The following is an 18387-nucleotide window of genomic DNA, read 5'->3' on the forward strand; positions in this document are numbered from 1 at the left end:
GTCACTTAACTTTGGGGCTTTGTTTTTAGTTAATCTCTATCCTTAGGTAGTGGCGGAGAACCCAGAAAACTGTGGTTTTTGATACAACTACTTCAGAGGCTTTTACCAATTCTTAGAGGATGGTGTAAAAGCTAAGGGCAGCCGTTAACGAATCGAGGTGATCTCACAGACGGTTCGGTTCGTGACCAGAGCTGTGAGTCTGACACTGTTATTGTTTGCCCCTGTACAGGAGAGAGTTCCACAATGAGCGATCGCAACCGTTCTTTTCGCCTATCGCGACGGCAGGTGGTACGGGGGCTATTGGCCTCCTCCGCCTTTGGGCTAACGGCCAAGTTGAGCACCGGCTGTGCCCAGTCGCCCAGCACCGAGGGCAGCGCCGCCACCGATGGGTCTGCCCCAGAAGAACTGGTCGTGGGCTTTATCTACGTCGGGCCTAAGGATGACTTTGGCTACAACCAGGCCCATGCCCAGGGGGCTGCGGCCATGGCAGCCAGTGTACCCGGCATTCGCCTGGTGGAAGAGGCCAGCGTGCCCGAAACCACAGCAGTCGCCGAAGCCATGCGCAGCATGATCGAGATCGACGGGGCCAAAGCGCTATTCCCCACCTCCTTTGGCTACTTTGACCCCCACATTCTCGCCATGGCCGAAGAGTTTCCCGACGTGCAGTTTTTCCACTGCGGCGGGCTTTACCAGGAGGGCGTACACCCTAAAAATGTCTGTAGCTACTTTGGTTACATCGACGAGGCCCAGTACGTGGCTGGAGTGGTCGCAGGCCATATGAGCCCAGCGGGCAAGCTGGGGTTTGTGGCGGCTAAGCCCATTCCGCAGCTGCTGCGCAATGTCAACAGCTTTACCCTAGGGGCCAGATCGGTCAACCCAGACGCCACCACCCAGGTGATCTTTACCGGCGACTGGTCGGTGCCGGTAAAAGAGGCCGAGGCCACCAACAGCATGGCCGACCAGGGCATTGAAGTGATCACCTGCCACGTCGATAGCCCCAAGGTGGTGATGGAAACCGCCGAACGGCGCGGGGTCATGACCTCGGGCTACCACGCTGACCAGAGCCCCCTGGCTCCCAAAGGCTACCTCACCGGGGCCGAGTGGGATTGGTCGAGCATTTATACCACCCTGGGTAAAGACTTAATGGCGGGCAAAACCCTGATGGCGGGAGATATTCCCCACATTTTGCGGGGTGGGCTAGCCGACAACTTCTGCAAACTGTCGGCCTACGGCCCCGCCGTCAGCGATGAAGCGAAGGCCGCTGGCGATGCTGCCCTGGCTGGCATCAAGTCTGGTGAGGTGGTGATCTACGGTGGGCCGATGATCAGCAACACCGGCAGCGAAATTTTGCCCGCCGACCAGCAGCTCAAAATTGACAATATTGAGCTTGAGAAAATGGACTACTTTGTCGAGGGTGTAATTGGATCCATTAGCTAAAACATCACCATGGCGTCTACAACAAACTGGCGGCGATCCGCAGAATCGGTGGCGTTGCCCGTGGGGGCGGTGCTGTCTGCCCTGGCGATCTTTGGGGTGTTTTGTGCCCTGGCCGGGGCCAACCCTCTGGCCGTGTATGCCTCTATTTATCGGGCCGCCTTTGGCAGCTGGAGCGCCTGGCAAAACACTTTGCTGCGCGCTTCACCGCTGATGCTGACGGCCCTGTGCACGGCCCTACCGGCCCGGCTGGGGCTGGTGATTATCGGCAACGAAGGGGCGCTGGTGATAGGGGGCTTAGCGGCGGTGCTGGTGGGTCTGGCCCTGGGGACGAGCCTGCCGGGGAGCCTGGTGCTACTGGCCATGGCCCTGGGCAGCTTAGTGGCCGGTGGCCTGTGGATCATGGCGGCGGGGGCACTGCGCCACTATCGGGGGGTGAATGAAACCATCAGCAGCCTGCTGCTGAACTACGTGGCGATCGCCCTGATGAACCACCTTGTGCAAGGCCCCCTGCGCGACCCCGCCTTTGTTAGCAAGCCCTCCAGCTTTGAGATTGCCCCGGCGGCCTGGCTGGGCAGCCTGCCCGACACGCGGGTGCACTGGGGATTGATCTACGGCCTGGTGGCCTCGGCACTGGCCTACATTTTGATGCAGCGCACCACCTTTGGCTTTGCCGCCCGCACCGCTGGGGGCAACGTGCGCGCCGCCCGCATCGCCGGTCTGCCCGTGGGCAAGCTCACCCTGGCGGTGTGTTTCTTAGCGGGCTCCTGTGCTGGGCTGGCGGGCATGGTTGAGGTCGCTGCCGTACAAAAGCGGCTGAATGAGTCGATTGTGTCAAACTACGGCTACGCCGGGATTTTGGTCGCCTTTGTGGCCCGCCACAACCCTTTGGCTACGGTGCTGGTGTCGGTGCTGCTGGGGGGCATTTTGGCCAGTGGCGGCATTTTGCAGCGATCGCACAACCTGCCCGACGCCACCGTCATGGTCTTCCAAGGCATCGTCTTTCTCTGTGTGCTCTACAGCGAATCCCTCTACGGGCGCTTCGCGGTGTTTCAGGAGCGGGAGGCCGAAGCTGAAGGTGCGGTTGTCGCCGGTTAGATGGGTGGATAGGTGGCCGGGTAAATGGGTGGATGGGTGGATGGGTGGATGCGTGGATGGGTGGATGCGTGGATGCGTGGATGCGTGGATGCGTGGATGAGTAGGGGAGGAGATCAGTAATGGCGACGGAAGCACTGGGCTGGTGGGGCGTGCCCCTAGGCATTTTGGCCGGTACCCTGCGGGGCAGCGTGCCCTTTTTGCTGGTCAGTTTGGGCGAATGCCTGACGGAGAAAAGCGGCAAAATCAACCTCGGACTGGAAGGCACTCTGCTGATGGGAGCGATGAGCGCCTACGCCGTCTCCTACCTGAGTTCGGGCGTTGTTGGCCCCACCTTGGCCCCCTGGCTGGGAGTACTGACGGCGGGGGTGGCGGGCATGGGGCTGGGGGCAATCCACGGCTGGCTAGCACAGCAGCCTCGGGTCAACGACGTGGCGGTGGGCATCGCCATGATTATCTTTGGTGGCGGACTGGCCAACTTTTTTGGCAAGCCGTTCATTCAGCCCCAGGCTCCCCAATTGCCCACCCTGGCGGCTGGCGGCTGGAGCAGCCTACCCCAGGTGCAGTCGGCACTGCAAATTAGCCCGCTGTTTTTGCTGGGGGTGGCGATCGTCCCGTTGATGAGCTGGTTTTTCAAATCAACTCGCTGGGGCCTCTATGTGCGGGCCGTGGGCGATAGTCCCGATGCCGCTCTGGCGATGGGCATTTCGATTTTTTGGGTGCGCATGGCCAGCATTGTGGCGGGCAGCTTTTTGGCGGGCATTGGCGGAGCCAGTCTGTCGCTGTTTTACCCCGGCGTCTGGACTGAGCGCATCTCCAGCGGGCAAGGGTTGATGGCGGTGGCCCTGGTGATTTTTGCTCGCTGGCAACCGTGGCAATGTCTGTGGGCCTCACTGCTGTTTGGCGGGGCGCAGGCGCTAGGGCCAGCGTTTCAGTCGGTGGGTATTGACTCGTACTATTACTTGTTCAACGCTGCCCCGTACATTTTGACTCTGCTGATCATGATTGTCACCTGCTCACCCAAGCGCACCCTGACTGGTGCTCCGGGGGCGTTGGGCCAGAGTGACTAGCCAGAGTGATCAGCCAGAGTGAAAACTGTTTGCCTCCCCAGCCAAGGTCAGGTATATGCGAAGGATCATTGCGGTGGGATAATGAGAAACGCTGGAAACCCAACGGCCTTTGCCCTTTGGCCCATAACCACCCCTACACCTAGCCTGAGACAGTCCCTATGACCCAAGCTGAGCAGCTCATTCGCATGGCAGAAGACGAGCTGACAGAGTACAGCACCGACGCCCGCAAGATTGAGAAATTGCGCCGCAAGTTTAGCTTTGCCGTACCCTACCCCCAGCAGCAAGCCGTGCGGGATGAGGTGGCGGCGAGCATTCCCAACAACTTCGTCGCCAAGCTGATTGAAGAAAACCGCCAAACAGTGGCCCTACCCTTTTGGGGCATTGGCGGGCTGGGGCTGCTGCTGGGTATTTCAGGTCAGCAGCCGCTGGATTTAATTGCTACGGGCATTGGATTTTACGTGGCGTTTCAAGTGCAAAAGCTGGGCTGGGAATTGCAGGCCAAACGGCTGGTGCTGCAAACGCTCGATGAGATCGATGCCAGCGTGAAGAATCCAGAGCCAGCCCCCTAGGGCGTTTTCGTACGCCGTTCCCCCCCATGCGGAGGCGTGAAGTCTGCGCCCTTGAGCAGAAGCAAAACGGTTGGATAGTTTCGCTGCCAGAAGGGTTTTCTGAGGGCAGAGCATTGCACCAAGTCCTGAGCTGGATGCGTTACGCTGACGCGATGGCGCGTTCTACACAACCCTAAAACCTACCTCAATCACAATCCGCTGGTTTATGGTGGGGGCTGTTGCCAAGGCGACATGGACTACTAGCATTTAATTTTTCTCTGCTATGGCCACCTCGATCGCAAACCAAACCGTTCTGATTACTGGCGCTAGCAGCGGCATTGGGGCCGCCTGTGCCCGCCAGCTCGCCGCCGCTGGAGCGAGGCTGATTTTAGCGGCCCGTCGCCAGTCACCCCTGGAGATGTTGGCCGCAGAGCTTCAGCAGCAGCACTCCACGGAAGTGTTGACGGTGGTGCTAGATGTGCGCCAGTCGGAGGCTGTCAGTGGGGCGATCGCAGGATTACCAGAGGCTTGGCAGGCGATCGACATCTTGATCAACAACGCCGGGCTCAGCCGGGGGCTCGACAAACAGTACGAAGCGCCCCTAGACGATTGGGAAGCCATGATCGACACCAACGTCAAAGGATTGCTCTACGTAACGCGGGCAGTGGTGCCGGGCATGGTGGCGCGGGGGCGCGGCCACGTGGTGAATGTGGGGTCGATCGCCGGGCGGCAGACCTATCCGGGCGGCAGCGTTTACTGCGCCACTAAGGCCGCCGTTAGATCTCTATCAGAGGGTCTCAAGCTCGACCTGCTAGGCACGCCAGTACGGGTGACTAACATTGACCCCGGCCTGGTTGAAACTGAGTTCAGCGTGGTGCGCTTTGGGGGCGATCGCGATCGCGCCCAGGGCGTCTATCAAGGCATGACACCTCTGACCGGCGACGATGTAGCCGATGTGATTGTTTTTGCCGTCACGCGCCCGCCCCACGTTAACATCAGCGACGTCATGCTGCTACCAACCGATCAATCTTCCGTTTTTCACACCCATCGTCGGGTTGAATGATGCTTTTGCATCAGCGACAACCACCTGAGCAGATGACCACCGCTATACAATGGGCGATGGCACAAATCGTCCCTTCATTTGCAAGACCGACTATGACCCTTTCCGTTGGCGACCCTGCTCCTGACTTTAGCCTGCCCGATGCTACCGGCAAGACCTATAGCCTGGCCGACCTCAAGGGTCAGCGAGTGGTGCTCTACTTTTACCCCCGCGACAACACCCCCGGCTGCACTAAAGAGGCCTGTGGATTCCGCGATCGCTACGCCGACTACCAGGGCAAAGATGCGATCGTGCTGGGGGTGAGCACCGACGACGCCAAGTCTCACAGCAAATTCATTGACAAGTTCAGCTTGCCCTTTCCGCTGCTGGTGGACGAGGGCGGCGAAGTGGCCAGCCGCTACGGCGTTTATGGCCTGAAAAAGTTCATGGGTAAAGAATATATGGGTATTACCCGCAGCACCTTTATCATCGGCCCCGACGGCAACCTGGAGAAAACCTACCTCAAGGTCAAAGCCGAAACCCATGCCGACGAGGTGCTAGCCGACTTGGAAACCCTCTAGCCCATGGCTTACTTCGCCCATATTTTACGTACCCTGCTGGGGCTGTTGCTGCGCCGCCCCATTCTCGGTACCTGCGTCATTCCGCTGCTGGCCAATGGCAATATTGTGCTGGTGCGCCGCCGCGACAACGGGCTGTGGAGCCTGCCCGGCGGCATTGTTGACTGGGGCGAAGATGTGATCACCGCTGCCGCCCGCGAACTCAAAGAAGAAGCCGGGCTCCAAACCGTGGGGCTAGAGCGTTTGGTGGGGGTATACTCCCAGCCAGGACGCGATCCCCGATTTCATTCGGTGTGTGTGACGGTGGCGGTGCGGGTGACAGGCAAGCCCTATCCAGCTGATCCCCGTGAAATTCTAGAGGCGTCATCCTTTAGCCGCGACGAACTGCCGTGGGATCGCCTCTCCCACGACCACCGTCAGCATTTGCAAGATTTCTTTAAGGGAGAAACGGTTTTAGCCTAAGCTTTTGGGTAAGTTTGCTGGGTCTGACGGACTGGGCACTGCCCTCCGGTTACCCTAGTGCCATCTACCCACCGAGTCCCTATGCCGTTACCTGCCGAGATTCCCATTCGCACTGGCCGCATGAAGCTTCCCAGCGGCAACGTGTTTTGGCATGAGGGCGGCAAAACCCAGGCAGAAACAGTAATTTTCTTACATGGGTCTTGGCAAGACAGCACCCAGTGGCTAGCGGCCATGCAGTGCTTGGCTCCTCAATATCACTGCCTAGCCCCCGATCTGCTGGGTTTTGGCGAGTCGTGGCACGAGGGAAACGCTTACTCGGTAGCCCTTCAGGTAGAAGCACTGCACAGTTTGCTGAGCGCCCTGCGCATCCATCGCTTTCGACTGGTGGGCCATTCTCTAGGGGCCTGGGTGGCGGGACAGTACGCCCTCACCTACCCCGAGCAGGTGCAGAGCCTAACGGTGTTGGCCCCTGAGGGCGTGAGCGATCGCACCTTACGAGGCCGCTGGCAGCGCGATCGCTGGCTGGTTGCCCCCTGGTCACCTCTGCCTCTGATGCTGCCCTGGCTAGGGAAAGCCCCTTGGGCTAGGGCGTTGCGCGATCGCCGCCGCTGTCTGCGCCAGTCTCCTGCCGCCTGCAAAACGCTCTTTCAGCGCCGCACCGCCGCCATCAATGGCGAACTGCTGCACCAGGGGCTAGGACAACTGTGGCTACCGATCCTGGTATTAGAGGCTGCCGCCGCTGACTCGGTAACCCACCAGCTCACCCACGCCTGGCTGCGCCTCCTGCCCGATCCGCAGTACCGCGAACTCACCGCCGCCAACACACCGTTGGGCGTGGATGAGCAGGAGTTTGCAGCGGCCCTCGGTCAGCTCAAGCTCCCCGAGGTACCCTTCCATACGCGTAAGACAACCCCCACACCCACTCAGCCCAGCTCAACGGTGTCCTAGCATTCTGTGGGGCTAGTGGCCAGCGTCGCCATCAGCAGTTGAGACAGTTCTTCGGCCCGGTTGAGCACCATCAGATGACCACCGTTGGGCACGACCACATCGGCACTGCGGTAGCCAAAGGGAAAGACGCGATCGCTACTGCCGTGTATATGAACTAAATGGGCGGGCACCACCTGATTGCGCCAGCCCACCACCTGATTGATGGCCCACTTGAGAAAACAGGGGTCGGTATCGACCAACACCTGCTTAAACAGGGAGCAGTCATCGCGATTGTTGAGGCCAAACAGCCAGGTTAAAAGCCCGTGTAACGCCCACAGCAGCTGTTTAAAGGGCACCACTAGCTGCACCGGCAGCCAGCGAAAGACCTTAAAGTAGGCCGGAATTTCTGCCCCCGTGGTCGCACTAGAAATCACAATCACCTGCGCTGGATGGCAGAGCTTCGCCATTTCGATCGCCATCAGCCCGCCAAAGGAAAGCCCCACAAGAATCGGGTTTTCTACCGTGACCTGAGTCAGCAACCGCTGGGCATACTGCTCGATGGATTCGTGGCGATCGGGACGCTGCCAAAGAATATGCACCGGTCGATAACCCTCTAGCTGCAAGCGCTGAAACACACGCCAGTCGGCACCCAGACCGCTGATGAAGTAGATTTCGCGCTCGGCGATCGCCAGATCGCTATCCTTTGCGATCGCCGGAGCTGCTTTGCCCTCTGGGGATGATGTGGCAGTGCCAGCCATGCTTGCCCTAGCCCTTGAGCGCTTCAATCTCGCGGCGAATTGCCGCCAGCTCTAGGGTCAGTGCCTCTAGATCGCTCTGCACAGCGGTGTCAACCACGGGGCTAGCCACAGTGGTGATTGTGGTCTCACTGGCTGCTGAGTTAGAGCCGCCAAAGGGGTTAGGCATTTGGCTGAGCAACCCATCCACAAACTGCCGAGCCTCGCGCTCGGTGACCTCGCCTTTGACCTCTAGCTCTTCGGTGAGGCGGTTGACGTCGCCACCCAGCTCAGAAAATTTTTGGCTTGAGGTTTCGGGATCCTGTAGGGCTTCAATTAACGATGCGGTGGCCCCAAGGGTAACGCGAATTCCCTTCTGCAAGGTTTGAGACAGGTCATCAGGGTTCATAGCTTGCTGCCTTAAAAACTTCAAATCAAGCGCTTGAGGGTCAAAGCAGACCGTTCTAAACGCAACCAGTACCGATTTGGCGGCCTTTGGCGCTCATATTCTATCGCGCCCCTCCCGCAGGATGTAGCATCTCAGGCTACTATCCCACCTGGGGTATAGAGAGGCAACTTAGCCACCCCTTAGCCCAGGTAGGTGATCACGTCGTCGTAGATCTGCGATAGCTCGGCCTCAGTGGTGACGCGAATGCGATCGTCCCGCAGGGTGAGCAGCACCTTGGCCGCAAAGGGGCTGGGCCAAATATTGGGATTGCAAAACACCTCCAGAAACACCTCGCCGCTGTGGCGATATTCCATCGGCGGCTGGGGAGTCCGACGACCGGCATCTCCTCCCTGAGCAGCGGCGCTTTTCAGCATCGTCATCAGCTCGTCTAGGGAGGTCTTGAGGGACTGGGCCGCTTCGACAGAAAAGATAAAGCGAACAGATCCCTGGGATAGGTTGAGGGTAAGGGGGGCGCTCATGGGTACAGTACTCGTTGCGATCGGTAATGGGGCGGTCAGATTGTCTCAAGTCAGTCAGGCCAAAAACGCTTTACTCGCTGGAGCTAATTCAGCCAAACGGCAAGGCTACCCCATTGTGTCACCTGGGTGTCACTGGGCGGTCAGGTTGAGCATCGAGCCTGGCGATCGCCATCACCATCCCACCTTTGTCACCCCAGCGTTGCCCCAAGCCCCTATCGACAAATGTAACGATAGGTTACGTTGTGTGTCTTGCTACGGCACAAAGCCAGTTTCTGTATAGCCCCCCAGCACGACATTCGAATCCCAAAGAAAACCCTAAAGCTTTACCAGATCAAGGGTTGACCTCTCTAAAGTGGTAAGCAACAACCCAGGTATGAGGACTAAGGTAGGTATTTAGTTCTGTAACCATACCTCTGAGTGTTTACTCCTACGGGTCTTCGTTTGGCTTAGCAGATTGGTTTAACCCCCAACCGCCATTCGAAGCCCGTCCCCAGACCGCACTGCTCACCGCTGGAGATGGCATGGCCGCAAATTTCCCCTCGTTGTTATCCCCGGCTACGGCCCGTGAAGCGCTGTGGCCTAGCAATAATGCTGCTCCTACCCCGGTCGATCGCATTCGCCGACTGGTTTGGAAGATTGCCGTAGCCACCCTCGCCCTCATGGCCGTCGGTAGCGCCACCCGGGTAATGAATGCGGGTCTGGCCTGCCCCGACTGGCCCCTGTGCTACGGCCAACTGGTGCCTCAGCAGCAGATGAACCTCCAGGTGTTCTTAGAGTGGTTCCACCGGCTTGATGCCGCCCTAATTGGTCTCAGCACCCTGTGGCTGGTCGCCCTCAGCCTGTGGTATCGGCGGCAGGTGCCCGGCTGGCTGCCCTGGGCATCAGTGGGGGCGCTGGCGCTCATTGGCGTGCAGGGAGCGCTCGGCGGCCTGACAGTAACTCAGCTGCTGCGCTTCGACATTGTCACCGCCCACCTAGGTACGGCGCTGTTGTTCTTTAGCGCCATGCTGGTGATTGCCTGTTGCCTGCTGCCCTACCGCAGCACCGGCACTGTGGGTCGCTTGCCCTGGCTTGGCTTGGCAGCACTGACCGTGGTCTATACCCAGTGCCTGTTAGGGGGATTAGTGGGGTCACGCTGGGCGGCGCACCAGTGCTTGGGGCTCAAGGAGCTATGCCAGGTGATGAATAGCCATCTACTGGGCATTGTGCCCACCACTGCCATGGTGCTGGCTCTCACCTGGACGGTGTGGCGCACTCCGGCACTAACGTATCCATTGCGGCGGCTGGGCAGCCTGGTTAGCGTGCTGCTAGTGCTTCAGCTCGTGATGGGCATTGCCACCTTTCGACTCCGGCTACAGATTGAGCCGCTGACGGTGGCTCATCACACCCTGGGGGCAGCGCTGGTGGGCACTCTGGTGTGCTTTACGGTGCTGGCTTGGCGCGATGCACGCAGCGATTTGTCCCAAAATCGGCTAGAGTCGCTCCCTAGCGATGCTCGCCTCGGCTCCGCCGAAAAACCCTCTACTCCCACAGTTTCTACCGCCGAGGCCTAATGTTTGCCATCACGACGCGGTTAATATCAACTCTTTTAAGCCGATTGAGCTGACAGCTACGGTTTTAGAACCATTTAGGATCTTTTGCATGAATCAGACCACCACATGGAATGCCCCTACTCGGCACCACGAGACCTTTAGGGCCGTTGTGCAGAGCTATGTGCAGCTCACCAAGCCTCGCATCATCCCCCTGCTGCTGATTGAGACTGCGGCAGCGATGTGGGTAGCGAGTCAGGGGGAGATCGACCCGGTGCTGCTGATGGTGACCCTGCTGAGCGGCACCCTGGCGGCGGCTTCGGCCCAGACCATCAACTGCATCTACGATCGCGACATCGACTTTGACATGGAGCGCACTCGTCACCGTCCTATTCCCTCTGGGCGCATTCAGGTGCGCGACGCGCTGGTGTTTGCTGGGGTGCTGGCGGCGCTGTCGTTTGGACTCCAAGTTTGGGTGGCCAACCTGCTCAGCGCCGGGCTAGCCATGTTAGGCATTGCCATTTACGTGGGGGTCTATACCCTCTGGCTAAAGCGCTCTTCACCTCAAAACATCGTCATCGGCGGCGCTGCTGGAGCGATTCCGCCCCTGGTGGGCTGGGCTGCGGTGACGGGCGATCTGCCCCTGGCGGCATGGCTATTCTTTGCGATCGTGTTTATCTGGACGCCGCCCCACTTTTGGGGACTGGCCATGCTCATTCAAGATGAATATGCCAAGGTCAACGTGCCGATGATGCCGGTGATCGCAGGCGACGAGGCCACGGCGCAGCAGATCTGGTACTACACCCTGGTGTTGGTGCCCCTGACACTGATGATGACGTTTCCCCTGGGAGCGACTGGTGCGGTGTATGCGGCGATCGCCCTAGTGCTGGGCGGCATGTTTATTCAGCGGGCCTGGGCATTGCTGAATGAGCCGAGCGATCGCGACCTAGCAAAAGGACTATTCAAGTTCTCGATTCTCTACATGATGCTGCTGTCGGCGGGCATGGTAGTCGATAGCTGGCCCGTGACCCGTGCCCTGGTAGCCAGCGTATCGGGTCATTTAAAGCCGCTGGTGAGTATGCTGCCGTTCTAGTGGAATGGGTGGAGCAATCCCTGCATTTCTCGCAGATCTAAACAAATAGGTCGTTGCGGTAGACCATCCCCCGTGTGGGGGTGAATGGCTGGGTCACTGGGTAAAATCCAAAATTCTTGATTTAGAAAATCCTGCCCCCCTTCGCCCAAAGGAGTTCTGTAGAATAACCAATGTAGGAACCAATACGTTTGGGGTTAGCTCTACAGATGGCCGCGGCGGTAACAATTCAAAACTTGAAGAAGTCCTACGGGGCGGTGGAAGCGGTGCGTGATGTATCGCTTACCATCGAACCTGGCGAAATTTTTGGCCTGCTGGGGCCGAACGGAGCGGGCAAAACCACCACCATCCGCTGCCTCTGCACTCTGGCCACCCCCGACAGCGGCACCCTTGAAGTAATGGGGGTTTCGGTGGTCGAGCAGCCTCGGCTGGTGCGCCAATATCTTGGCTATATCGCCCAGGAAGTTGCCCTGGACAAGGTGCTGACCGGACGCGAGCTGTTGCGGCTACAGGCCGATATCTACCACATGCCTAAGGGTGTCTCTGGCCCTCGCATTAACCAGATGATCGACCTGCTAGAGCTAGGCGACTGGGCCGACAAAAAGACTGGCACCTATTCTGGGGGATTGAGAAAGCGCCTAGATTTGGCCCTGGGGCTGCTGCATCAGCCCGATTTGCTGGTGCTGGACGAGCCCACGGTTGGCCTTGATATTGAGACGCGATCGGCGGTGTGGAGCTTTTTGCGGCAGCTACGGGCGGCGGGCACCACGATTTTAATTACCAGCCACTACCTCGAAGAAGTCGACGCCTTGGCTGACCGAGTAGCGATTATTGACCGAGGCCGAGTAATTTCAGCCGGCACCCCCAGCGATCTGAAGGATAAGATTGGGGGCGATCGCATCACTCTGCGCATTCGCGAGTTCACCTCTGACTACGAGGCCGCCAACGCCCGCGCCATGCTAGCTGAGCTGCCCTTTGTGCGCGAGGTGATCGTCAACACGGCCCAGGGAAATTCTCTCAATCTAGTCGTTGATCGGCAGCCCGATGTGCTGTTGACGGTACAGCAGGCGCTCAAAGCCGCCGATCTGCCTGTGTTTGGCATTGCCCAATCGCGCCCTAGCCTTGACGATGTGTATCTGGCCGCCACAGGCCGCACCTTGATGGATGCGGAGCTAGCCGCCGTCGGCCAGCGCGACCTCAAGAAAGAAAAGAAACAGGCCATGAAGGGACGCTAGGATAACACCATGAGCACCACTATTCCCACCCCATCCCCCCGGCGCGAGGCTGCCCCCAGCCTTGAAAATTCAGACCTCAAAGCCTGGAAGGCTGACCTGATCAAATCCCAAGGGCTGGTCTCTGGAGCCTTTGTGCAAGAGACCTTGGCCATGACCCGGCGACTATTTATTCAGCTTCAGCGTCGCCCGACCACTCTGGTGGCCGGAGTCATTCAGCCGCTGATTTGGCTGGTGCTGTTTGGGGCACTGTTTCAAAACGTGCCCGCTGGGCTATTTGGCGAAAGCCGCAACTACGGCCAGTTCTTAGGGGCAGGCATCATTGTGTTTACCGCCTTTGGGGGGGCGCTCAACGCCGGGCTGCCGGTGATGTTTGACCGCGAGTTTGGCTTTTTGAACCGATTTTTGGTGGCACCCTTGGCCTCGCGCTACTCCATTGTGGTGGCGTCGGCGCTATTTATTGCCGCCCTGAGCCTAGTCCAGACGGCGGCGATTTTAGCTCTTAGCGCTGTGCTGGGTGCCGGGTTGCCGAGCCTGCCGGGATTACTGCTAGTGCTGTTTATTGTCATGGCGCTGGTGCTGGGTGTGACGGCCCTCAGCCTAGGATTAACCTTTGCGCTACCCGGCCACATTGAGTTGATTGGGGTGATCTTTGTGACTAACCTGCCCCTGCTGTTTTCGAGTACGGCTCTGGTGCCGCTAGACTTTATGCCCCAGTGGCTTCAGGTGGTAGCTAGCTTAAACCCACTCACCTATGCTATCGAGCCCATTCGCTATGTCTACCTGCACCCAGCTTGGAGTTTCGGTGACACAGTGCTGCAAACCCCTTTTGCAGCCGTTTCGCTGGGGGCTTGCCTGGCGGTTTTGGTGGTTTTCTGCGGTCTGTCGTTAGGGCTAATTCAGCCTCTGCTGCGCCGTCGGATCGCTTAGTGGCTAGCTCTGGTGAGCCAGTCGCAGAGCTGGTCTGTAGGGGTCGGCAGCTAGCGAGTTAGCCGCTACAATGGCAAGCGTAGGTAGCACAGTCGCCCTGTGCCCAAAGTTTTAGTTGTTATGGTGTCAAGGAGTGCTCCTATGGCTTACCCAATTTTTTCCCCTAAACCGGTAGCGGTTGCGATCGCCGCTGCCAGTCTCTTAGTTCTAGCTCCAGCGGCCTTAGCCCAGTCTACGGCTACCGACCCTAGCCGCACCCCCCGCGTCGACACCAATGAAGGCTTTGGCGACAGCGATGCCAACGGCGGCATTTTTGGCGAGAGCAGCAGCCCCTTCGATCTGATTCACCGGGCGGTGCTGATGAACGACCGCAGCCCTAGCGACTTTAGCCGCCAGCATCGGGGCCGCATCAGCGACGAGGCCCTTAATTTCCGCACCCTTCAGCAGAATGCCCTGCGCCGTCAGCAGTCTCAGCCTACCCAAACCGAGGCGACCGAGGCAGTTCCTTCCGAAACTGGAGAAGAGTAAGCCATTCTTCCTAGGGCAAAAGGCAGCAGGTCTATCTGCTCGGCGAAAAAGACACACTTCAAAACAACAAGAATCGCCGTTGAGAGTTTAACGGCGATTTTTTTAATACCTGCTTCGAGTAGCTACATGAAAGACGGAATGCAGGCTTGGCATCCCGGCACTTTCTAAGTTTTACCACTGTCCGCCCGCTACAGCTGGCAGGTAAACAGGCGGCTGAGAAAATAGTTGACCATTTTGGCACCATAGGGAGAATCCCACCAGACAATCGGGTAGCAGCCGACGGGGTCATCAAGGTCATGGCGGGCTTGGTCAATCGTTTTCCACTGGTCATCTTGACGCCAGCCTACCTGTTCGGCCAGGCGATTTAGGATGGCGGCGTCTTGAATCAGCGCTGATTCAAGGGTGCCACCCACGGCTTGGTAGATCTGGAGCTGTACGCTAAAGCCAAACCGACCGCCCGTGTAGGTCGTCCACAAACGATCTACCACCCGCAGCACGCTGCAAGGAAACAGGCGGATGGCATCGGGGGTGAGATCTTCGCGATCGGGGGTGCCGGCTTCCTGCAAAATCACCCGCACGGTTTCTTCGTCAGCCTCTCTCAGCTTGCCAGTCTTTAGCAGCCGCTGAAGGGGTTGATAGCGTTCCACATCGGTGACTAAAGTGAGCGCGTCTTCCAAGCGAGCGATGCGCTCCGTTATCCCCTGCTGAATAAAGCCTTCTACCCTGGCCTCTAGAGCCTCTAGGCGAGCAGCCAGTTCAACGTGTGACCCTTCATCCATATCCACTCCTTACAAGTATTGAGAGCCAGAGCCTCGGTCACCGGATACCAAACGAACTTGGTCAAGGCTATAAATTCTAGTATTGCTTGGTCGCAACGATTGCGATCGCCACCCTAGGCGGGGTTCTCCCCCTGCGATTCCCGGGGAGATTGCTCCGTAAATCGCATTGGTGCCATAGCCTCGTCTTCGTCTAGGACTCCGGAACCGCCCTTGCTGAAGCCACTTGAGGTAGTCACAGTCGGGGGTGCCCCTGGACCTCCGTGAAACAGCCGATCTTCTAGGCCCTTAAGCAGCACGTAGAGCACCGGCACCACTAGCAAGCTCAGCACTGTCGCCACCAGCAGCCCCCCAAACACCGTGTAGCCGACCGACCAGCGGCTGGCGCTACCCGCCCCAGTAGCAATTAGCAGTGGAAAGAAGCCCACTAGTGATGAGATCGCCGTCATAATAATTGGGCGAAATCGCTGTTCGGCGGCAGCAATTGCAGCGGGCACCAGTCCCAAACCCTGACTTCTGGCCTGGTTGGCAAATTCCACAATCAGAATGGCATTTTTGCTGGCGAGGCCAATCAGCATGACCATCCCCACCTGAGCATAGACATTGAGCTCCAGGCCTCGGAAGAACAAGAACGTCAGCGCTCCCAGCACCGCCAGAGGCACCGTCAGCAGAATAATGATGGGATCGACGTAGTTTTCGTACTGGGCCGCTAGCACCAGAAACACCACCAGCACCCCAAGCCCAAAGATTAGGATCGAGAGACCGCCAGAGGCCAATTCTTCCCGAGCTGTGCCCTGCCAGGCCTGCCCTACCACCGGCAGAGCGGCTTGGGCATGGGCTTCAGTCATGTCCGCAATTAGCTGGCCTGAGCTTGCCCCAGGGGCGGGCAGTCCCTCCAGCTTGATTGCCCGCAGCAGGTTGAAGTGGTTAATGGTAGACGGCCCGACTATCTCCTTGAGAGTGACGACTTCTCCTAGGGATACCATGGTGCCCTGGCGCGATCGCACATAGATGGCGTTGATGTCGCTGGGCTCATTGCGGAAGCTTTCGTCAGCCTGTACGTAGACGCGGTAGTTGCGTCCACCGGAGGTGTAGTCGTTGACGTAGCGGGAGCCCAGGTAGGTACTAACGGTGGTAAGCGCCTCGCTAACATCCACGTCTAGAGCTTTGAGGCGATCGCGATTGAGTTCCACCTGCACCTGGGGTGAACTGGCTGTAAACTGCGTAAACACCCCCGCTGAGGCAGGCGACTGGTTGGCCGCCCCCATGATCTCGTAGGCGTTAGCCAAAAACTGGTCAATGGTCATCTGGCTACCGCTGCGATCTTGCAGCTGCATCTCCAGGGAACCGGTAGGGCTAAAGCCGGGCACCGGCGGAGCATTAAAAGCTATTACCAGCGCCTCCTGAATCGCCGAGAGCCCCCCGTTAACCTTGGGCAAGAGCCCTGCGATCGTCGCCTCAGGGGCGCGGCGCTCCTCCCACGGAGCCAGGGTGACAAAAAACACTCCTCGGTTAGGCGAGGGCCCGTCAAAACCAAACCCCGACAGCATAAAGGTACTCGTCACCTCTGGAAACTGTGACAGGATGGTGTCGGCCTTGGCCATTACCGATTTGGTGTATTCCAGTGATACCCCATCAGGGGCCTGAACAATGCCCAGGAAGTAGCCCTGATCTTCTTCGGGCACAAAGCCCGTCGGTACCAGGCGAAACATGAATACCATGAGCATTAGCCCCACCACAAACAGGGCCACAACGCCGTAGCGCAGCCGAATCAACATTCGCACAGCCCGCCGGTAGCGCTCTACAATCCACGCCAGCATCCGGTTAAATCGGTTAAAGAAGCCGGCTAGGGGGCCGCGCCGCTGCCCTGGGGCGGACGGGCGCAGCAGCAGAGCCGACATGGCGGGCGAAAAGCTGAGGGCGTTGAAAGTCGAAATGATGATGGTAAACGCAATGGTGAGGGCAAACTGCTGGTAGATCTTGCCGGTACTGCCCGGGAAAAACGCCACCGGCACAAACACCGCAACGAGAACCAGCGAGGTGGCGATTACTGCCCCCGAGAGCTCCTGCATGGTGTCAAAGGCGGCTAGGCGCGGGCGCATGCCCTGGTCAATTTTGGCAGCAATGGCTTCTACCACAATGATTGCATCGTCAACCACTAGACCGGTGGCCAGAATGCAGCCAAACAGGGTCAAGGTATTGATCGAAAACCCAAAGAGCAGCAAGAAGGCCATGGCTCCAATCAGCGAGACCGGAATTGCGATCGCGGGGATAATGGTCGACCGCCAGTCCTGCAGAAACAAGAACAAAATCAGCAGCACTAGAGCAATGGCGATGGCTAGGGTGATTAACACCTCTTCCAGTGACACCTTCACAAATTCAGTGGTGTCAAACACCAGTTCCGCCCGGTAGCCAGGCGGAAACGACTGCTGGAGTTCAGTGATGCGATCGCGCACTGCCTCGGCCACCTGCAGGGCGTTACTGCCCGGCAGCTGGTAGATAATTAATCCTGCTGCCACCTTGCCCTGGGTCTTGGCGTCAAAGCTATAGTCCTGAGCCCCAACTTCAGCCCGCCCCACGTCACGCAGGCGCACCAGGTTGCCATTGGCCCCCACCTTGACTACCAGGTTCTCAAACTCTTCGGCCTCCTCCAGACGACCCGGCAGACGCACAGTGTACTGATAGGCCTGATCAACGCTGGTCGGGGAAGCGCCGACCGACCCAGCCCCCACCTGAATGTTTTGCTCTTGCAGGGCCGCCACCACATCGCCGGGGGTAATTGACTGACTAGCCAGGGCGGTAGGATCGAGCCAGAGTCGCATGGCGTAGCGACCCGACCCAAATATCTCGGCGCTGCCGACGCCGTCGATCTGCTTCATCTCGTCGAGAATGAACAGATCGGCGTAGTTGCTCAGGAACAGTGCATCGTAGCGATCGTCATCGGTAAAGAAGCGGTACACCAGCAAAATACTCGGTGACTGAGCCGTTACTGTCACCCCTAGTTGGCTGACCTCTGGCGGCAGTAGGGGTGTTGCTCGCGACACCCGGTTTTGCACGTTCACCTGGGATATATCTTTGTCTTGCCCAGGGCCAAACACTACGTTAATGGTGCTTTGGCCAGTGTTAGTGCTACTGGAAGTAATGTACTGCATCCCTTCCACGCCGTTGATTTCGCGCTCCAGCACCGTGGTGACGTTACTCTCTACGGTTTCAGCGTCGGCCCCGTTATAATTAGCCGCCACCGAGATCTGTAGAGGCGCAATTTCGGGCAGTTGCTCAATCGGTAGTTGCGGAATCGCGATCGCCCCCGCCAGCACAATCAGCACAGTGCACACGGTGGTCAGTACCGGGCGACGAATAAAGTTGTCGGCAATAGAGAACAGCGCCATGGGTAAACCGGGGGCTTAGAGGGTTGAGAAAGATTGTGACTCCGGAAAGAATCGCTTTACAAATGACGCCTTGCAGACGCCAAACCGTCGTCAGGAAAC

Annotated in this window: 18 protein-coding genes; 13 read left to right on the top strand and 5 right to left on the bottom strand. The window is 58.5% G+C overall.

Going from position 1 to position 18387, the window contains the following annotated elements; genetic code table 11:
* The first annotated feature begins 243 nt into the window (after positions 1 to 243).
* The 8 genes from H6G07_RS01085 to H6G07_RS01120 all read left to right on the top strand — a co-directional run bounded on the left by H6G07_RS01085 (position 244) and on the right by H6G07_RS01120 (position 7174).
* Positions 244 to 1437 carry a BMP family ABC transporter substrate-binding protein gene (locus H6G07_RS01085; protein WP_073606815.1) on the top strand — a complete coding sequence of 398 codons (1194 nt, stop codon included), beginning with the start codon at positions 244 to 246 and terminating at the stop codon, positions 1435 to 1437.
* Between the two features lie 9 nt (positions 1438 to 1446).
* Positions 1447 to 2532 (top strand): ABC transporter permease, encoded by a 1086-nt coding sequence (locus H6G07_RS01090; protein WP_073606814.1) that lies wholly within the window; start codon positions 1447 to 1449, stop codon positions 2530 to 2532.
* Between the two features lie 119 nt (positions 2533 to 2651).
* On the top strand, positions 2652 to 3599 hold the full coding sequence (locus tag H6G07_RS01095) for an ABC transporter permease (RefSeq protein ID WP_073606813.1): 948 nt from the start codon (positions 2652 to 2654) through the stop codon (positions 3597 to 3599).
* A 158-nt stretch (positions 3600 to 3757) separates the two neighbouring features.
* The gene (locus tag H6G07_RS01100) at positions 3758 to 4168 is read left to right on the top strand and encodes a hypothetical protein (protein WP_073606812.1); all 411 of its coding nucleotides are present in this window, start codon (positions 3758 to 3760) and stop codon (positions 4166 to 4168) included.
* Positions 4169 to 4430: 262 nt separating this feature from the next.
* Positions 4431 to 5210: an SDR family oxidoreductase gene (locus H6G07_RS01105; protein WP_073606811.1), complete on the top strand. Its 780-nt coding sequence runs from the start codon at positions 4431 to 4433 to the stop codon at positions 5208 to 5210.
* Positions 5211 to 5302: 92 nt separating this feature from the next.
* Positions 5303 to 5767, top strand: a complete 465-nt coding sequence (gene bcp, locus H6G07_RS01110; RefSeq protein WP_073606810.1) for a thioredoxin-dependent thiol peroxidase — start codon at positions 5303 to 5305, stop codon at positions 5765 to 5767.
* Positions 5768 to 5770: 3 nt separating this feature from the next.
* The gene (locus H6G07_RS01115; protein ID WP_073606809.1) at positions 5771 to 6226 is read left to right on the top strand and encodes an NUDIX hydrolase; all 456 of its coding nucleotides are present in this window, start codon (positions 5771 to 5773) and stop codon (positions 6224 to 6226) included.
* A gap of 81 nt (positions 6227 to 6307) precedes the next feature.
* Positions 6308 to 7174, top strand: coding sequence for an alpha/beta fold hydrolase (locus H6G07_RS01120; protein WP_073606808.1), 867 nt, complete (start codon positions 6308 to 6310; stop codon positions 7172 to 7174).
* On the opposite strand, the gene H6G07_RS01125 is transcribed toward H6G07_RS01120, so the two are convergent.
* The 3 genes from H6G07_RS01125 to H6G07_RS01135 form a co-directional block, all read right to left on the bottom strand.
* Positions 7171 to 7911 carry an alpha/beta fold hydrolase gene (locus tag H6G07_RS01125; RefSeq protein WP_084172845.1) on the bottom strand — a complete coding sequence of 247 codons (741 nt, stop codon included), beginning with the start codon at positions 7909 to 7911 and terminating at the stop codon, positions 7171 to 7173. The genes H6G07_RS01120 and H6G07_RS01125 overlap by 4 nt on opposite strands.
* Positions 7912 to 7918: 7 nt before the next feature.
* Positions 7919 to 8296, bottom strand: coding sequence for a hypothetical protein (locus H6G07_RS01130; RefSeq protein WP_073606807.1), 378 nt, complete (start codon positions 8294 to 8296; stop codon positions 7919 to 7921).
* A gap of 179 nt (positions 8297 to 8475) precedes the next feature.
* Entirely contained in the window at positions 8476 to 8814 is a 339-nt protein-coding gene (locus tag H6G07_RS01135; RefSeq protein ID WP_073606806.1) for a hypothetical protein, read from the bottom strand.
* Positions 8815 to 9335: 521 nt separating this feature from the next.
* On the opposite strand from H6G07_RS01135, the gene H6G07_RS01140 reads away from it, so the two are divergent.
* From H6G07_RS01140 to H6G07_RS01160, 5 genes are all read left to right on the top strand, one after another.
* On the top strand, positions 9336 to 10367 hold the full coding sequence (locus H6G07_RS01140; RefSeq protein ID WP_073606805.1) for a COX15/CtaA family protein: 1032 nt from the start codon (positions 9336 to 9338) through the stop codon (positions 10365 to 10367).
* Positions 10368 to 10455: 88 nt separating this feature from the next.
* Positions 10456 to 11436 carry a heme o synthase gene (locus H6G07_RS01145; protein WP_073606804.1) on the top strand — a complete coding sequence of 327 codons (981 nt, stop codon included), beginning with the start codon at positions 10456 to 10458 and terminating at the stop codon, positions 11434 to 11436.
* Positions 11437 to 11642: 206 nt separating this feature from the next.
* Positions 11643 to 12668, top strand: coding sequence for an ABC transporter ATP-binding protein (locus H6G07_RS01150; protein ID WP_073606803.1), 1026 nt, complete (start codon positions 11643 to 11645; stop codon positions 12666 to 12668).
* Positions 12669 to 12677: 9 nt separating this feature from the next.
* Entirely contained in the window at positions 12678 to 13595 is a 918-nt protein-coding gene (locus tag H6G07_RS01155; RefSeq protein ID WP_073606802.1) for an ABC transporter permease, read from the top strand.
* 141 nt (positions 13596 to 13736) lie between these two features.
* Positions 13737 to 14123 carry a hypothetical protein gene (locus H6G07_RS01160; protein ID WP_073606801.1) on the top strand — a complete coding sequence of 129 codons (387 nt, stop codon included), beginning with the start codon at positions 13737 to 13739 and terminating at the stop codon, positions 14121 to 14123.
* A 188-nt stretch (positions 14124 to 14311) separates the two neighbouring features.
* Here H6G07_RS01160 and H6G07_RS01165 read toward each other — a convergent pair whose 3' ends face one another.
* On the bottom strand, positions 14312 to 14902 hold the full coding sequence (locus tag H6G07_RS01165; protein WP_073606800.1) for a GUN4 domain-containing protein: 591 nt from the start codon (positions 14900 to 14902) through the stop codon (positions 14312 to 14314).
* A 113-nt stretch (positions 14903 to 15015) separates the two neighbouring features.
* Positions 15016 to 18288 carry an efflux RND transporter permease subunit gene (locus H6G07_RS01170; protein WP_073606799.1) on the bottom strand — a complete coding sequence of 1091 codons (3273 nt, stop codon included), beginning with the start codon at positions 18286 to 18288 and terminating at the stop codon, positions 15016 to 15018.
* Positions 18289 to 18387 lie beyond the last annotated feature (99 nt).

It is taken from the genome of Phormidium tenue FACHB-1052 (assembly GCF_014696675.1).
GTDB lineage: Bacteria > Cyanobacteriota > Cyanobacteriia > Phormidesmidales > Phormidesmidaceae > Nodosilinea > Nodosilinea tenuis_A.

Coding starts and splice junctions, on each gene's coding strand:
- H6G07_RS01085 (WP_073606815.1), top strand. CDS start 244: ATGAGCGATCGCAACCGTTCTTTTCGCCTATCGCGACGGCAGGTGGTA.
- H6G07_RS01090 (WP_073606814.1), top strand. CDS start 1,447: ATGGCGTCTACAACAAACTGGCGGCGATCCGCAGAATCGGTGGCGTTG.
- H6G07_RS01095 (WP_073606813.1), top strand. CDS start 2,652: ATGGCGACGGAAGCACTGGGCTGGTGGGGCGTGCCCCTAGGCATTTTG.
- H6G07_RS01100 (WP_073606812.1), top strand. CDS start 3,758: ATGACCCAAGCTGAGCAGCTCATTCGCATGGCAGAAGACGAGCTGACA.
- H6G07_RS01105 (WP_073606811.1), top strand. CDS start 4,431: ATGGCCACCTCGATCGCAAACCAAACCGTTCTGATTACTGGCGCTAGC.
- bcp (WP_073606810.1), top strand. CDS start 5,303: ATGACCCTTTCCGTTGGCGACCCTGCTCCTGACTTTAGCCTGCCCGAT.
- H6G07_RS01115 (WP_073606809.1), top strand. CDS start 5,771: ATGGCTTACTTCGCCCATATTTTACGTACCCTGCTGGGGCTGTTGCTG.
- H6G07_RS01120 (WP_073606808.1), top strand. CDS start 6,308: ATGCCGTTACCTGCCGAGATTCCCATTCGCACTGGCCGCATGAAGCTT.
- H6G07_RS01125 (WP_084172845.1), bottom strand. CDS start 7,911: ATGGCTGGCACTGCCACATCATCCCCAGAGGGCAAAGCAGCTCCGGCG.
- H6G07_RS01130 (WP_073606807.1), bottom strand. CDS start 8,296: ATGAACCCTGATGACCTGTCTCAAACCTTGCAGAAGGGAATTCGCGTT.
- H6G07_RS01135 (WP_073606806.1), bottom strand. CDS start 8,814: ATGAGCGCCCCCCTTACCCTCAACCTATCCCAGGGATCTGTTCGCTTT.
- H6G07_RS01140 (WP_073606805.1), top strand. CDS start 9,336: ATGGCCGCAAATTTCCCCTCGTTGTTATCCCCGGCTACGGCCCGTGAA.
- H6G07_RS01145 (WP_073606804.1), top strand. CDS start 10,456: ATGAATCAGACCACCACATGGAATGCCCCTACTCGGCACCACGAGACC.
- H6G07_RS01150 (WP_073606803.1), top strand. CDS start 11,643: ATGGCCGCGGCGGTAACAATTCAAAACTTGAAGAAGTCCTACGGGGCG.
- H6G07_RS01155 (WP_073606802.1), top strand. CDS start 12,678: ATGAGCACCACTATTCCCACCCCATCCCCCCGGCGCGAGGCTGCCCCC.
- H6G07_RS01160 (WP_073606801.1), top strand. CDS start 13,737: ATGGCTTACCCAATTTTTTCCCCTAAACCGGTAGCGGTTGCGATCGCC.
- H6G07_RS01165 (WP_073606800.1), bottom strand. CDS start 14,902: ATGGATGAAGGGTCACACGTTGAACTGGCTGCTCGCCTAGAGGCTCTA.
- H6G07_RS01170 (WP_073606799.1), bottom strand. CDS start 18,288: ATGGCGCTGTTCTCTATTGCCGACAACTTTATTCGTCGCCCGGTACTG.